Annotated in this window: 13 protein-coding genes and 1 riboswitch; of the genes, 8 read left to right on the plus strand and 5 right to left on the minus strand. The window is 45.2% G+C overall.

Features of this window, described 5'->3' with window-relative positions:
* The first annotated feature begins 25 nt into the window (after positions 1–25).
* The 5 genes from mgtE (at position 26) to argF (ending at position 6,305) form a co-directional block, all read left to right on the plus strand.
* The gene (gene mgtE, locus HF966_RS03725; protein ID WP_168676377.1) at positions 26–1,390 is read left to right on the plus strand and encodes a magnesium transporter; all 1,365 of its coding nucleotides are present in this window, start codon (positions 26–28) and stop codon (positions 1,388–1,390) included.
* A gap of 59 nt (positions 1,391–1,449) precedes the next feature.
* Positions 1,450–2,439 (plus strand): LCP family protein, encoded by a 990-nt coding sequence (locus HF966_RS03730; protein ID WP_168676379.1) that lies wholly within the window; start codon positions 1,450–1,452, stop codon positions 2,437–2,439.
* Positions 2,440–2,595: 156 nt separating this feature from the next.
* A complete protein-coding gene (locus HF966_RS03735; RefSeq protein ID WP_168676380.1) occupies positions 2,596–3,825 on the plus strand; it encodes an argininosuccinate synthase in 1,230 nt (409 codons plus the stop codon).
* A gap of 78 nt (positions 3,826–3,903) precedes the next feature.
* A complete protein-coding gene (gene argH, locus HF966_RS03740) occupies positions 3,904–5,289 on the plus strand; it encodes an argininosuccinate lyase (protein ID WP_168676382.1) in 1,386 nt (461 codons plus the stop codon).
* The gene (gene argF, locus HF966_RS03745; RefSeq protein WP_168676383.1) at positions 5,286–6,305 is read left to right on the plus strand and encodes an ornithine carbamoyltransferase; all 1,020 of its coding nucleotides are present in this window, start codon (positions 5,286–5,288) and stop codon (positions 6,303–6,305) included. The genes argH and argF overlap by 4 nt, the downstream gene beginning before the upstream one ends.
* Before the next feature lie 43 nt (positions 6,306–6,348).
* Here the strand turns inward: argF and HF966_RS03750 are convergent, their stop codons facing one another.
* Positions 6,349–8,715 (minus strand): phosphoketolase family protein, encoded by a 2,367-nt coding sequence (locus HF966_RS03750; protein ID WP_168676385.1) that lies wholly within the window; start codon positions 8,713–8,715, stop codon positions 6,349–6,351.
* Between the two features lie 377 nt (positions 8,716–9,092).
* A riboswitch (TPP riboswitch) is annotated at positions 9,093–9,199 on the plus strand.
* Between the two features lie 93 nt (positions 9,200–9,292).
* Between HF966_RS03750 and HF966_RS03755 the strand changes: the two genes are divergently transcribed.
* From HF966_RS03755 to HF966_RS03765, 3 genes are read left to right on the plus strand one after another with little or no spacing between them, the layout of a single operon-like run.
* Entirely contained in the window at positions 9,293–9,781 is a 489-nt protein-coding gene (locus HF966_RS03755) for a nucleoside 2-deoxyribosyltransferase (RefSeq protein ID WP_246586649.1), read from the plus strand.
* Positions 9,768–10,760, plus strand: coding sequence for a thymidylate synthase (locus tag HF966_RS03760; RefSeq protein WP_168676389.1), 993 nt, complete (start codon positions 9,768–9,770; stop codon positions 10,758–10,760). The genes HF966_RS03755 and HF966_RS03760 overlap by 14 nt, the downstream gene beginning before the upstream one ends.
* Positions 10,757–11,521 (plus strand): class I SAM-dependent methyltransferase, encoded by a 765-nt coding sequence (locus HF966_RS03765; RefSeq protein WP_168676391.1) that lies wholly within the window; start codon positions 10,757–10,759, stop codon positions 11,519–11,521. The genes HF966_RS03760 and HF966_RS03765 overlap by 4 nt, the downstream gene beginning before the upstream one ends.
* Before the next feature lie 41 nt (positions 11,522–11,562).
* On the opposite strand, the gene HF966_RS03770 is transcribed toward HF966_RS03765, so the two are convergent.
* The 4 genes from HF966_RS03770 to HF966_RS03785 all read right to left on the minus strand — a co-directional run bounded on the left by HF966_RS03770 (position 11,563) and on the right by HF966_RS03785 (position 14,922).
* Positions 11,563–13,257 carry an NFACT RNA binding domain-containing protein gene (locus tag HF966_RS03770; RefSeq protein WP_168676392.1) on the minus strand — a complete coding sequence of 565 codons (1,695 nt, stop codon included), beginning with the start codon at positions 13,255–13,257 and terminating at the stop codon, positions 11,563–11,565.
* 97 nt (positions 13,258–13,354) lie between these two features.
* Complete coding sequence (locus HF966_RS03775; protein ID WP_168676394.1) at positions 13,355–13,990, minus strand: copper homeostasis protein CutC; 636 nt, start codon at positions 13,988–13,990, stop codon at positions 13,355–13,357.
* A 107-nt stretch (positions 13,991–14,097) separates the two neighbouring features.
* Positions 14,098–14,271: a 50S ribosomal protein L32 gene (gene rpmF, locus HF966_RS03780; RefSeq protein ID WP_010000541.1), complete on the minus strand. Its 174-nt coding sequence runs from the start codon at positions 14,269–14,271 to the stop codon at positions 14,098–14,100.
* A 114-nt stretch (positions 14,272–14,385) separates the two neighbouring features.
* On the minus strand, positions 14,386–14,922 hold the full coding sequence (locus HF966_RS03785; protein WP_168676396.1) for a nucleoside 2-deoxyribosyltransferase: 537 nt from the start codon (positions 14,920–14,922) through the stop codon (positions 14,386–14,388).
* Between the last annotated feature and the right edge of the window lie 167 nt (positions 14,923–15,089).

A 15,089-nucleotide genomic window follows, 5' to 3' on the forward strand; every position in this document is an offset into this window, starting at 1 on the left:
GCCTTGAGAAGATAGGATAGATCACATGGCAGAACAAATTGAACAATTAGATCAGACCATTCAACTCTTGTCTGACTTATTACAATCCGGTCAAGATCACGAATTTATTGACAGTTTTGAAGCTTTGCACGATTTTGAAATGGCACAAGTCTACGCAGAGTTGCCGGTGCAATTTCGCGCAGTTGCTTGGCGGTTGTTGTCGATTGCTATTTTAGCCACCGTTTTTGATAATTTGGCAGTTGATGAGGTCGATATTGTGGCACTTTTGCAAGAAATGCCACCACAGCGTGGGACACAAGTACTGCAAGCCATGTATACCGATAATGCGGTGGACTTGTTGCAAGAAATGTCGCCACGGCAAATTGCCACGTATTTAAGCCTGATGCCTAAGTCAGAAGCAGAATCGGCCCGACAATTGATTAACTATGATGATCAAACGGCTGGCTCGCTGATGTCAACCGAGTACTTGGCGGTAAAAGAAGATCTCAGAGTTGACGACGTGATGCGCTTGGTGAAAAAACAAGCGTTAGAAGCTGAGTCAATCAGTTATGTGTACGTTTTGGACCGACAAGGGCTGTTGGTTGGGGTCATTTCGTTGCGTGATTTGCTGACGCATCCAGACAATTTGCCAGTCTCAGAGATTACCAACGACCGTATCATCAGCGTGTCGGCAGGGGATGATCAAGAACAAGTTGCGCAAATCGTGGCTGATTATAATTTCTTGTCAATCCCTGTCACAGACGACGATCAGCATCTACTGGGGGTTATCACAGTGGATGATATCGTGGATGTTATTGATGAAGAGGCCGTTGAAGACTATTCTGGTTTGGCTGCGGTTAACGTCAGTCAAATTAATGATTCGCCTTGGCATTCGGCCATTAAGCGCATTCCGTGGCTCATTGCTTTGTTACTTTTAGGTATGGCCACGGCCACCGTGATTGGTTCATTTGATGAATTGGTCAAGCAAGCCGCAATTTTGGCTGCTTTTATCTCGTTGATTACTGGGACAGCTGGGAATGCAGGGACCCAGTCACTGGCCTTGGCTGTGCGACGCATTGCCGTAGGTAGTGAACACAGTGGTTGGCAGGACTTTTTAAGTGAAGTTTTGGCTGGTTTGCTGGTCGGCCTTGCAACAGGTGCTTCAGTATTTGTGATTGTGACCATTTGGAAACATAATTTGATTCTGGGGTTTGCGGTCGGCATTGCGATGATGATGGCCATTTTGGTGGCCAATTTAGCCGGTTACCTGATTCCGTTGGTCATTCATAAAATTGGCTTTGATCCAGCGGTTGCAAGTGGGCCATTTATTACAACATTATCTGACTTGACCTCCGTGTTAATCTATTTTAATGTGGCACAACTGTTCATTTCACAATTGAGTGGCAGTTAGACTTGTCGTCTGATGCATGATTGTGTATACTTTTGATAAATGAGGCGAGGAGATAAAACATGCCATCACGAAGTGAGTTACACCAAAGTTCTAAAGGTGCTGGTAAGCAACCAAAAAAAGTACACTGGGTGCGACGCATCCTGTTAACGATCATTTTATTATTGCTCGTGTCGGGCGTGGCCTTTGGGGCTTTAGCCTATTATAAAATGAACCGGACCGTATCTAAAATGCAAGCACCGTCGCAAATGACCAAAAAGTCTGATCAATTGACGGATGCCAAAAAGCCCGTTTCATACCTCTTGCTGGGGACAGATACTGGTGATTTGGGGCGTGATTACAAGGGCCGTACCGATACCATGATTGTCATGACCATCAACCCAAAGACTAAAACGACCACGATGACGTCTGTGGCACGTGACACTTTGGTGACGGTTGATGGGCAGCAAATGAAGATTAATGCGGCATATGCCTATGGTAGCGCTGGCTCTGCTATGGCAGCGGTTGAAAATTTGCTCAACATTAAAATTAATGGTGGGTATATCTTAGTCAACATGGGTGGCCTTGTTAAAATGGTGGATGCCGTTGGCGGCGTCGATGTGGCCTCACCATTGACGTTCACTACTGAAGGTGATGACACACAAGCAGACTCAGCTAAGCAATACAGCTTTACTGCGGGTCAAACTTATCATATGGATGGCAATGAGGCCTTGGCCTTCTCACGGATGCGACACGAAGATCCAAATGGCGACTACGGCCGTCAAATGCGCCAACAATTAATTATTCGCGCAGTCTTGAAGAAGGCAACGAATGTGGGCACATTGTTTAATGATACGTTATTAAATACCGTATCAAACAACGTCCAAACAGACTTATCGACGCATTCCATGCAAAACCTGGCAATGAGCTATCGTGGTGCCTTTGGCAACGTGAAGCAAGACCAATTGCACGGGACGACCCAGTACATGGGGTCACTTGGGGATGTTGAAGTGATGAGCCCCGCTGAAATTTCTCGTGTGCATGACGCTATCACAGCACAAATGTCAGAATAAATATGTGAAACAGGTTGTATAACCTGTTTTTTTGTGCAATAAAATACATAAATAATGACTATATACAGTTTTAAACTGTATATAGTCAAAAAGTGATTGAATAAATAATCAGTTGGCGGTAATATAAATGCATAGCAAAACGCGGAGGATAAATTCATGACAGAAACATTGGTTTTAGCTTATTCAGGGGGGCTTGATACGTCAGTCGCCATTCCTTGGTTGAAGGAAAAAGGGTACGATGTCATTGCCGTTGTCTTAAATGTTGGGCAACATGGCAAGGATATGGCGATGATTCAAGCCAAAGCATTAAAGGTCGGTGCCAGCCAATCTATCGTGATTGATGCGCAGGCAGAGTTTGCAACAGATTATGTGGCACCAGTCATTAAAGCCAATATGCTCTATGAAGGCGAATATCCTTTGGTATCAGCGCTATCACGTCCTTTGATTATTAAAAAATTAGTTGATATCGCCCATGAGAACGATGCAGTGGCCATTGCGCACGGTTCTACTGGTCATGGGAATGACCAAGTTCGTTTTGAAGCGGCGATCCATGCGCTGGATCCAGATATGAAAATTGAAGCACCGATTCGTGATTTTCAGTGGTCGCGTGAAGAAGAAATTGCCTATGCCCATGCGCATGATGTGCCAGTGCCAATTGATCTTGACTCCCCATATTCCATTGATGAAAATCTGTGGGGGCGTGCCAATGAAGCAGGCATTCTAGAAAATCCTTGGCACCAAGCACCAGAAGATGCCTATGAATTGACAAATGCTATTGAAAAGACGCCGGATACGCCGGTATTTGTTGATGTGACCTTTGCCAAAGGGGTGCCGGTAGCACTTGATGGTGAGTCGTTGCCATTAGCTGACTTGATTATTAAGCTCAATGAATTGGCCGGGGCGCATGGGATTGGCCGAATTGATCATATTGAAAACCGTTTGGTTGGGATTAAGTCGCGTGAAATTTATGAGGCACCGGCAGCGGCTGTGTTGATGACAGCGCATAAGGATTTGGAAGATTTGACGTTAGAACGAGACGTGGCACATTTCAAACCAGTGATTGAACAACAGTTGGCTAATTTGGTTTATGAAGCCAAGTGGGTGTCACCATTATTTGATAGTCTTATGGCTTTCATTGATGCAACGCAGGAAAACGTTAATGGTGTTGTGAAGATGAAGTTATTTAAGGGAAATGCCGTGGCGGTTGCGCGCCAATCAGCGTCGAATTCGCTTTATGATGAGGATTTAGCCACTTATACGAGTGCCTCATCATTTGATCAAGAAGCCGCGGTTGGCTTTATTAAGTTGTGGACGCTAAGCAACACGGTTTACGAACAAGTTAACCATGTGCATAGCCAAAAAACGACAAAACAGGTTGAAGTTTAAAATCGTGTGGTTTGGCCACCGGACATAGACTTGGGAAAGGAACGATGCGTGGTTTCAACCAAGCATCAACAAACAGATATGACAACAAAGCTTTGGGGTGGTCGCTTCACCGAAAATGCAGCAGAGTGGGTAGATGCCTTTGGCGCCTCGATTCATTTTGACCAACAAATGGCGGCAGAAGATATTGAAGGCTCAATTGCGCATGCAAAAATGTTAGGGAAGCAAGGGATTATCACGCCCGCAGAAGCTGACCAAATCGTGACAGGGCTCATGGCGCTACAAGCTGAAGCAGCTGAAGGGACGTTGGTATTTGATGTGCAGCATGAAGATATTCATATGAATATTGAAGCGCAGTTGACCGCAAAAATTGGTCCGGTGGCCGGTAAGTTGCATACGGCACGTTCGCGTAATGATCAGGTTGCCACAGATTTTCATTTATGGGTTAAACATCGCTTACCTCATGTTTTAGCTGCCTTAACTGAGCTGCAACAGACCTTACTAAATTTAGCCAACAGCCACGCCGACACCATCATGTCAGGTTACACGCATTTACAGCATGCCCAACCCATTACGTATGGTCATTACTTGCTGGCGTATTTTGACATGTTCCAACGTGATTATGAACGTTTTGAATTCAATCAAAAACACACCGATATCCTCCCACTTGGTGCCGCAGCTTTGGCTGGGACAACCTTTCCTATTGATCGGGCGTATGTTGCCGACGAATTGGGTTTTTCCGCGATTTATCATAATTCGTTAGATGCGGTTTCAGACCGTGATTTTGCCGTCGAATTTTTAGCAAACGCCTCACTGCTCATGATGCACCTCTCGCGGATGGCAGAAGAGTTAATTCTTTGGTCAACTTATGAGTTTAATTATATTGAACTTTCTGATGATTTTTCAACTGGCTCCTCCATTATGCCCCAAAAGAAGAACGCGGATTTTGCTGAATTGGTTCGTGGCAAGACAGGGCGTACTTATGGCGCTTTAATGGGATTGCTCACCACGATGAAGGCGTTGCCGTTGGCTTACAATAAAGACATGCAAGAAGATAAAGCCCAAGTCTTTGACGTGATGGATACCGTAATGGCATCAACTAAAATTTTTGCGGGGATGCTAAGTGGCTTAACGGTTCACGAAGAGCGCATGGTGGCTAGCACCCAAGACGACTTTTCAAATGCCACCGAGTTGGCGGATTATTTGGCTACAAAAGGGGTACCATTCCGTCAAGCTCACGCCATTGTTGGCCAGCTGGTGTTGCAAGGTATTCAAACCAAAACACCACTGCAGGCAATGCCGCTGAGCGTTTTACAGGCAGCTGCACCGCAAATTGAAGATGATATCTATCACGTTTTACAATCGGAAACAGCGGTTAATCGCCGAACATCCTTAGGTGGCACGGCGGTCGCCAATGTCAAAAAAGAAATTGCCCGACATCAAGCAATGCTGGAGGCCCGCATATGAACTCACATTTTCAAGGTCAATCATTTTTAAAAGAATGCGACTTTTCTAAAGCCGAATTGGAAACACTCATTCAGCTGGCCGCGCATTTTAAATATTTGAAGCAAAACCATATCCCACATCCCTATTTACAAGGGAAAAATATTGCGCTCTTGTTTGAAAAAACGTCGACCCGAACACGTTCGAGTTTTACCGTGGCCGCCAATGATTTGGGGGCACATGCGGAGTTTTTAGGTGCGCAAGATATCCAATTTGGCAAGAAGGAGTCATTGGAAGATACGGCCAAAGTTTTTGGCCGGATGTATGATGGGATTGAGTATCGTGGGGCATCACAAACGGTGGTTGAAGCGTTAGCGCAGTTTTCTGGCATTCCAGTTTGGAATGGTTTGACAGATGCTTGGCACCCCACACAGATGTTGGCTGACTTTTTGACGATTCAAGAGAATTTTGGTCATTTGACAGGCGTTACCTTGGCCTATCTTGGGGATGGCCGTAATAATGTTGCCAATTCGCTGCTAGTAACGGGGGCTATTTTAGGGGTGAATGTGCGTATTGTGTCGCCAAAATCCCTACAACCAGCAGCCGAAATTCAAGCACTTGCCAATGATAAGGCGCAAGCATCAGGGGCTAAGTTGCTGATTACCGACGATCTCGCGGCTGGGGTGACTGGGGCTGATGTATTATATACCGACGTCTGGGCTTCCATGGGGGAAGAGTCAGAATTTGCAGCACGGATTAAACAACTGGCGCCTTACCAATTAAATCAAGCAGTCGTCTCATTGACAGGCAATGCAGATGTCATTGTCATGCATGATTTACCTGCCTTCCATGACCTCAACACAACAATGGCCAAGAAAATCTATGCCACGTATGGTTTATCCGAAATGGAAATTACCGATGCGGTGTTCCACGCATCTTATGCGAAACAATTTGATCAAGCAGAAAATCGTCTACATACGATTAAGGCGGTTATGGCCGCAACTTTGGGGCATCTTTTCCTCCCGACCCCAATAAATTAACACTGAAAAACACCAATTCACAGTTGAATTGGTGTTTTTTTAATTATTGTAAACCAGCCCACTGCCAGTTTTCAACTTCAGGCAGGTCAGTGCCTTTTTCACGTGTGTAAGCGACGTGTTCGGCAAGCTTATCCGTCATTTTCTGCACAAGATCTGCGTGTGCGACGGCAAAATCACCAGGCATCATCTTAATCGCATCTTTGACAAGATTGAAGCGATCGAGTTGATTCAAGACCCGCATATCAAATGGGGTGGTGATGTCTCCAAATTCACGATAGCCATGCACAATCAAGTGATGATTATGACGCTTGAAGAAGATTGATTCAATCATTGGTTCATAGCCGTGGAAGGCAAACAAGATTGGCGCATCAACGGTAAAGATGGCATCAAATGCTTCATCGCTTAACCCATCAGATACATCTGCTCGCAACTTAAAGAGATCTAACACGTTAACATAACGAATTTTTAACGTTGGGATGTGGCGGTGTAGAATTTCAATGGCTGCTAAGCTCTCGGTGGTTGGTTCTGAGCCAGCTGAAGCAATGACTAAATCAGGTTGTTCTCCATGATCTGTACTTGCCCAATCAATTATCCGCAAGCCTTGTGTCACCAGTTGTTGGGCTTCCAGTGGTGTGAACCATTGGAGGCGTGGGTGCTTGCTGGCTACGATGTAATTGATTTGTTGGGTAGTTTGCAACGCGTGATTGAAAGTAGCCACGAGACTGTTGGCATCGGCTGGGAAGAATTCCCGAATGAATTCGGGTTGCTTTTCATACAGCATGGTTGTCACACCGGGATCTTGGTGTGAATAGCCATTGTGATCTTGTTGGAAGACCGTTGAATCCGCAATAATATTGAGTGCGGGCACATCTTTACGCCAAGTCACTTCATGGGAATGGTTCAACCACTTAAAGTGTTGGACGATCATATCGTCAACTTCACGGATGAAGACTTCATAACTTGCAAAGAAGCCATGTCGGCCAGTTAAGGTATACGCCTCAAGCATCCCTTCATCATAGTGTTCTGACAGCATCGAATCAATGATGCGGCCTTCTGGCGCCATAAATTGATCATTTGGGGTCTTAATTGGCAAGAGCCACTGCCGGTTGGTCGTTTCAAAAACATCTTGGAAACGATTTGAGGCGGTTTCATCAGGGCCAAAACCTCTAAAGTTTGTTGGGTTTAGCTTAATGACGTCGCGGATAAAGCCGCCAAGGTGAATGGCATCTTGGGCCCGACGTTGACCTGGTGCGGTGTCTGTGACCAAATAGTTTGTTAATGCGGGCAGATTGAGTGGTTGAATCACGCCGGCATTAGTAACGAGATTATTGGCCATCCGACGCTCTGGACGCGGCAATACTGCGCGAACAGTTTCAGTGAGATGCCCATCTTGATCAAACAATTCTTCCGGGCGATAGGATTGCAACCAGTCTAGCAAATCAGGCAAATATTCTGGGTGATTTTGGTCGGCTGGAATTGGAATCTGATGAGCACGGAATGAATTTTCAATCGGTTGCCCCTCCCAGAACTTTGGCCCAGTCCAGCCTTTTGGTGAACGGAGTACAATCATTGGCCACAGTGGGCGCGTCATCTCGGCTTGATCCGTTGCAGCTGCTTGCTGGCGTAACGTTTTAATTTCTTCAAAGACCTGGTCCATGGTATCGGCCATTTCTTGATGGACTTGCATGATTGGCTTATCAAATGAGCTGACAAAGTAAGGCTTCCAACCAAGACTAGTGAAGTAATCGGTCAAGGTGTCATCAGACTCTCGAGACAAAACGGTTGGATTGGCAATTTTGAAGCCGTTGAGGTTCAAAATTGGCAGTACAGTGCCATCATTTTTAGGATTTAAAAACTTATTGACATGCCAAGAGGTCGCCAATGGCGCTGTTTCAGCTTCACCATCACCAACGACAACGGCGGCCACCAAGTTAGGGTTGTCTAAGACCGCACCGGCACCATGCAGAATCGAGTAGCCTAAGGCGCCACCTTCATGGATGGAACCTGGTACCTTTGGGTCGGCGTGGGATGCGACACCACCAGGAAATGAAAAGCGCTTAAACATTTTTTGCATGCCTGAAATATCTTGGGTAATTTCAGGGAAAGCCTCAGTGTAACTGCCATCAAGATAGGCGTTAGAAATCATGACTTGGCCGCCATGTCCTGGCCCTTCAACAAAAAACATATCCAAATCAAATTTATTAATTGCGCGATTTAAATGAGCATAAATAAAGTTTTGGCTAGGAATCGTTCCCCAGTGGCCAATGGGATGAATTTTGACTTGCTCTGCAACGAGCTTGTCGTGTAGCAATGGATTTTCAAGAAGATAGAGCTGCCCAACAGAGAGGTAATTAGCGGCACGCCAATAAGCATCCAAATTGTTGAGATATTCAGTTGAATCAGTAAGCATGTTTGTTCGGTCCTCCGATTTTAAAACGCTGCCTGTCGATGCGATAGGCTTTGGTCGTGTAAAAATTAAGGTCAGACGTCGAAATTACTTTGCAAAGTATCGGGACAAGACTTGTTGTATCGCCATGGATGCGACCAACTTGTGAAGTTGTCGTCAAGCCATCGTTTTTACCCCCTAAGCGTAAGCGTTCTAATTTTAAAAGTCAAGACCAAATGTAAAATTGGACCGAACCAATATTTATTTTGGCGTCCTTTTTTCGATCAAAGAAAGCATGGTGACTGGGATTGACGTGTACTTGACGATGACAAAAAAATATACGATTTGCAATTTTTTAAGTGAGCGTGGTAAAATCAAACCTGTTATGAGTTGATAACAATGCAACATGCTAGGGGTGCTTTACAAAAAGCTGAGAGAGAAGTGTTAGTCTTTGAACCCTTTGAACCTGATCTGTGTAAACAGCGTAGGAAAGTATGAATGATACCATTTTTTTGAGGCCGTCAAAAATCATACTGTCGTTGAACGTGTTTACCGAATTTGTGCGTAAAGATGTTTTTTTAGTGTTTAAGAAAACAGGAGGATGATTTTGACAAAACGTGTGTTTTTAGCTGCCCCGTTTAAGCAGCTACTTGATCAGTCGCAAACAATGCAAACAGCTGATCAAGCATTATTGACTCAGGTCATGACGCTGCTTGAGAAAAATGGGCTGGTTGTGGATAATGCTCATCGCCGAGAAGCTTGGGGGCAGGCGATGATGACCCCAGATGACTGTACCCAGGCAGATTTCCAGGCCATTGCGGCTTGTGATGTCTTGTTGGCTTTTCCCGGTCAACCGGCCTCACCAGGCACGCACATTGAATTAGGCTGGGCTTCGGCCATGGGCAAACCCATTGTGCTCTTATTGGAGGCTGAAGCCACCTATGCCTATTTGGTACAAGGCTTGAAAATGGTGGGCGACGTGACCTATCTGACGTATCATGACGCGGCCTCGTGTTTAGCAGTGGTGTCCAACTGGTTGTTACAGTGGCAGAATCAGCGTGAATTGGTAGGGACTGATGCGTACATTTGACACGTTTGATCAGGCCTATCAGGCGATGCTGGCCATCGTCGTTCATGAACCTGATTTTCACAATGCGCCACGGGGGTATGCGAGTCGGGAAAAATTAGGGATGAACTTTATGATTCGCCAGCCAATCCAGCGCGGTGTGTATTCATCAGTGAGAAAAAGCAATATTGTGTTTAACTTTGCCGAAGCTTTATGGTATTTATCTGGTCGCAATGACTTAGCGATGATGCAATATTACAACAAGCGCATGCCAGATTATTCCATGGATGGGACAACTTTAACGGGGACGGCTTATGGGGAAAAATTATTCCATTTTGGCCAAGCGGGCGTGAATCAATGGGAAAACGTCGTGGCCACTTTGCGACAAGACCCAGATTCAAAGCGTGCTGTGCTGCAAATATTTGCCGCCCCAGAATTAGGAATCGCTGATAATTGCGATGTATCGTGCACGTTGGGCTTGCAATTTTTGATTCGTGAGGGGCAATTGCATTTGGTTGCCTATATGCGCGCCAATGATGTCTTTCGGGGGATGGTGAGTGATATTTTTTCTTTTACCATGATACAAGAAATGATGGCTCATGAACTTGGGTTACCCGTTGGTAGCTATTTCCATCAAGTGGGCACGTTACATCTTTATGAACCAGACGCCACTTGGGCAACCCATGTTTTGGCGGACCAAAGTTTAACCGCGCCAACGTTTCCAGCGATGCCCTCAGGAAATAATTGGCCAATGTTAAAGCAAGTGATGCAACTCGAAGCCAGATTACGTGAAGATCGTGGGCAAATGGATTGGGCAGCCATTCTAGCAACCGGCTTACCGCCATATTGGCAACAAGTCGTGGCTTTGCTGAGTTTGTATCAAATGATTGCTTATCAGCGTCCCATTGATCAAGCACTTTTATCACACCTTTGGCCAATATATCGCAACATGTTTGCACAAAAATGGCCACGACAAATCATTGCAGGGGAGCAGTGTGAATGACAAATATTTTTACACAAGAAAAAATTGCCAATCAGTTTAATCAGTATAACGATGTGTTAGAACAAGCCTTAGGGTACCAGCGCATTTTTGACTATTTTGCAGCCCAGCCAGCGCAAACAATTTTAGACTATGGCTGCGGACCGGGGAAAGTTGCCCAACGCTTAGCGCAACACACGGATGCACAAATTATTGCCGTTGATGCGTCGCAACAAATGATTGATATTGCCAAATTAGAACGATCTGAAGCCAATATTGTTTATGATGTTGTGCATGACAATCGTTTAACTTGGCTGGCAGATGACAGCATTGACAGTGCCATAGCGTGTTATGTGATGATTAACAATGGGTCAGAGCGTCGCATACAAGATATGATGCGTGAGATTTTTCGGGTGCTCAAACCAGGGGGGCAATTTATGATTTTAGACACCAATCCAAAGGCAACTGGGATACCGTTTTCAACGTTTCAAAATGGTGAAACCGACAAAACTTATGGCTATGGCGCCCCACGGATTGAGTGGCTACATTTGAATACCACTGAGGATCTCATATTACACGATTTTCATTGGCCGGTGGCGATGTATGAAACTAATCTCGTCCAAGCTGGGTTTGATTCGGTGACGTTGGCTTTTCCGACTATTGCACAATTGTCTGCTGCTCAACGTCAGGCATTAGACCAACAATACGGTGAACGTGAGTGGGGCAATGAACGCACACAGGCACCGTTTATCTTTATCCAAGCCACAAAACCACAAATGAAATGATGACAAAAAAAGACGCCATTTGTTGGCGTCTTTTTTGATGGTTAAGATGTTTTAAGGGTGGTGATGAGGTTAGGATCAGGCGTGACGAATAATGTTTGTTGGCCTTCAAATATCACAAATCCAGGCTTGGCACCGTTTGGCTTGCGAAGTTTGCCAGCTGGTAAATAATCTACAGGCACATTGGCAGAATCCCGTGCTTTACTGAAATAGGCGGCCAGTTTTGCCGCTTCAATCAGCGTTGTATCCGACGGCTGAGCATCGTGAATCACCACATGCGAGCCAGGAATTTTTTGCACATGTAACCAAATATCGCGCCGATCCGCTTGTTTCAAGGATAGTCGCTCATTTTGTAAGTTATTTTTACCGACTTCAATTAAGGTGCCATCGCTACTTGTGAACCGATCTGGTTGGGAAACTTTGGGCTTTTGTTTATTCTTTTTATTGGCGCGCAGGTAACCGCCAGTGGTTAGTTCTAAGCGGATGTCTTCGACATCTTTGGGCGAAGCCACATCAAGTTGAGCGACAATATTGTTAAAATAATCAATTTCGGCGTCGGTTAGCGCCATTTGCTCATTGACGTAAGCCACGGCAGTGCGTAGTTTTCGATATTTGTTGAAGTATTTTTCCGCATTCTTTAACCCATTTAATTTAGGGTCCAAAGGAATGGTTAATAAGTTGTTGTTATCGTAATAGTTTTCAATGGCGACAGATGTCATGCCTTTCTCAACCAGATGAGGGTAAGTAATGAGTAAATCACCCATCACTTTTAAGGCGTCGGCATTTTCTGCATCGCTTAAGGTGGCTAATAACTTCTGACGTTTAGCTACATTCTTTTTGAGCTCGTTTTTCACGACGCGGACCAGCGAGCCAGCTTGTTGGTTGACGCGTTCGCGTTCAGCTTTGCCGATATAATAGGCATCCAGCATGTCGCCTAATGTGTCGAAGTGACTGGTGGTGGCAGCGGGTTGTTGCCAAGCAAAGGCAGCATAGCTCAATGCGCCCTTATCACTGGTAAAAAGCGTCGGTGTGGGTGCATCAAAATGGGCCAACCAGTCACTTGCGTGTTGCAGCGGGTCGCCAGGCGCTTGAATCGCGGCGGCCAATGCCTGTGCTGCATCACGACTAAAGCCTTGATACGTTGATTGGATTATTTGTGGCCAATCACTTGTGGGTTGGTCTAAAATCATCGGCGCCAAATTGGCAAAACCAATCGTGAATGGGTTTTGACGATCTTGTGCTGGCGGCATCTGATATGTCGCACCAGGCATCAAGGAGCGGACGCGGTTTTGATCGGCAGGCACATGTTTAATTAACTCTAAAATGCGCGCATCGGTCTCACGAACCAAAAAGAGGTTAGAGTGCCGGCCCATCATTTCCAAGGTCAAGCGAATCGGCTCGATATCGCCTAATTCATTGCGTGAGTTCACATAAAAATTTATGATTCGGTCGTTGGCGACTTGTTCAATTTTTTGGAGTTTGGCCCCTTCTAAATAACGGCGCAAAAACATGACAAAGTTGGGTGCCGTGCGAGGATTTTCGTAGGGAATATGGGTAATTTGTGCGCGCGCATACGTCGGGTGGGCACTTAAGAGTAATGGATAATTAGCCCCGTTGTTGCGCACGACCAAAATGATTTCATTTGGGTAAGGTTGGTGAACTTTAGTGATTCGACCACCAGTGAGTAATGTATTAAATTCATGCACTAACGCATGTGTAAAAAGTCCATCTAACGGCATTGGTTCTCCCTCAATTCTGTGATTGACAAAATGCTGAGTTATTTTGATATAAAAAGGTCACTTAACGCATGTTCAAGTGACCAAATGGCATGTATTTTCAAACGATTTTTGACCCGTGAACTTCAGTCACCCCTAATGAATCGGCGATGTATTGGGCATTTTCCGAGGTAATGCCACCACCCGGGAGAATGGTCAAGTCTGCCGGTGCGGTATTGACGAGCGCTTGAATAGTGGGTAAAGCGGAGATAATTGGGGTTGTGAGCGGCCCGCCATGCATCAAGATGCGCTTCACACGGTGCTCAGCTAACCAGTGCATGGCAGCTGGTTGCGCAGATACATCGATTTCATCAAAAGCCATATGCATCACGACTTCTAACTCACGAGAGGCGGCTAAATCGATGAGATCTGCCATAGCTTGGCGGTCTAATTGTTGGTCACGCACGACACCAAAAGTGACATATTGGCCACCAACATCAGCAATTTGATGGATACTATCTTGCATTTGTTGGAGTTCAGCGTCGCTATAGGCATAATCCCCAGGGCGTGGGCGTATCATGACGACGACAGGAACATCATCAATGGCGATGAGTGTATCGATAATTGTACGTGTATCTGGTGTTAACCCGCCGACTTCAAGGTGGGCATTTAATTCAATCCGGTTGGCGCCTTTGCGGCGCATCAGTTTGGCGGCTTCGACAGAGTCAACCGCTGCTTCTCTAATTGTAATTGTCATGATATTATTTTACCACATAATCGCAATATGTTTGTTTTTTGTGTCAAGTAGCTGACATCAAGTGCAACAAAAAACCCACACCAAGCGGTATGGGTTAACTTGTGAAATTACTTCTTTTCAGCAACTTGCTTGCCGTTGTATACACCAGAAGGTGAAACACGGTGAGCAACACGGTATTCACCAGTTGCTTGATCCAACAAAATGTTAGGAACATTCAAACCGATGTGTCCGCGGCGGTTACGCTTGTGAGACTTAGAGTTCTTGTTTGATGGGGTAGCCATAAGGGCACCTCCTTTCGTTTCAATTTATCAACTAGTCAAGTTTATCGAAATTTAAGCCTTTTGTCAATAGGTTTTTCAAAAGTCGTGTCAAGTGTTTGTACTTGACATCTTAAATTAGATTAACTTCCCCATGTAACGGTTGGGCGTGATGTCAAAGAAATCATAATCAGCTAATTCAGCAGTTGATGTGACATGTGCATCAGTCCCAAAGGAAAGCATGAGGTTAATGGGGTGTTCATCAAGGTTCCCGTCAAAAACTGAGACAACAGGTGTGTTAGAAGCGACTGAGTAACCTAATTCCATGGCTGTACCACTATCTGGGTCTTCAGCTTCAAAGACTGCCACGGTAATATCAGAATTATCAATGGCTTTGATATCGGCTTTATAGGTCATCGCCCCCCATTCAAAACCAGGTTCGTTATTCGATTCGCCTAATGCCATACCACCATATTGGTGCAAAAGGGGGACGTGAATGTGGGCAATTGAAGGGTTGGCGCTGAGCTTAATGAAAGCATCCTTTAAGAGCTCTTCTTGCTTATCAGAGAACCAACCAGCAGCGAGGTACACATTTTTGGCACCTGGTAACTTTTTGCTGTTGTCGACGTTGCGATTGATTTCTTCAAGATCTTGAATGAGCTTTGCTTCGTTCATGGTGTTTTCTCCTTGGAATGTCATTGAAATGCACTGGACCCACGGTGACGTGACGAGGTTTTGACCTCAAAAATGGTTCACGTGGTTAGTATTATCTTACCGTACTTTGCTTAGAATTGACAACACAACGCAGTGTCAATCATCCATTTAACGTTGAATTAATTTTT

The organism is Leuconostoc holzapfelii, from assembly GCF_012396485.1.
In the GTDB taxonomy this organism is placed as follows: Bacteria; Bacillota; Bacilli; order Lactobacillales; family Lactobacillaceae; genus Leuconostoc; species Leuconostoc holzapfelii.

Excerpts from the sequence above, each read along its gene's own strand:
- HF966_RS03735 (WP_168676380.1), top strand. The coding sequence starts at position 2,596 with ATGACAGAAACATTGGTTTTAGCTTATTCAGGGGGGCTTGATACGTCA.
- HF966_RS03730 (WP_168676379.1), top strand. The coding sequence starts at position 1,450 with ATGCCATCACGAAGTGAGTTACACCAAAGTTCTAAAGGTGCTGGTAAG.
- HF966_RS03775 (WP_168676394.1), bottom strand. The coding sequence starts at position 13,990 with ATGACAATTACAATTAGAGAAGCAGCGGTTGACTCTGTCGAAGCCGCC.
- HF966_RS03750 (WP_168676385.1), bottom strand. The coding sequence starts at position 8,715 with ATGCTTACTGATTCAACTGAATATCTCAACAATTTGGATGCTTATTGG.
- rpmF (WP_010000541.1), bottom strand. The coding sequence starts at position 14,271 with ATGGCTACCCCATCAAACAAGAACTCTAAGTCTCACAAGCGTAACCGC.
- HF966_RS03755 (WP_246586649.1), top strand. The coding sequence starts at position 9,293 with ATGATTTTGACAAAACGTGTGTTTTTAGCTGCCCCGTTTAAGCAGCTA.
- argH (WP_168676382.1), top strand. The coding sequence starts at position 3,904 with ATGACAACAAAGCTTTGGGGTGGTCGCTTCACCGAAAATGCAGCAGAG.
- HF966_RS03760 (WP_168676389.1), top strand. The coding sequence starts at position 9,768 with ATGCGTACATTTGACACGTTTGATCAGGCCTATCAGGCGATGCTGGCC.
- argF (WP_168676383.1), top strand. The coding sequence starts at position 5,286 with ATGAACTCACATTTTCAAGGTCAATCATTTTTAAAAGAATGCGACTTT.
- HF966_RS03770 (WP_168676392.1), bottom strand. The coding sequence starts at position 13,257 with ATGCCGTTAGATGGACTTTTTACACATGCGTTAGTGCATGAATTTAAT.
- HF966_RS03765 (WP_168676391.1), top strand. The coding sequence starts at position 10,757 with ATGACAAATATTTTTACACAAGAAAAAATTGCCAATCAGTTTAATCAG.
- mgtE (WP_168676377.1), top strand. The coding sequence starts at position 26 with ATGGCAGAACAAATTGAACAATTAGATCAGACCATTCAACTCTTGTCT.
- HF966_RS03785 (WP_168676396.1), bottom strand. The coding sequence starts at position 14,922 with ATGAACGAAGCAAAGCTCATTCAAGATCTTGAAGAAATCAATCGCAAC.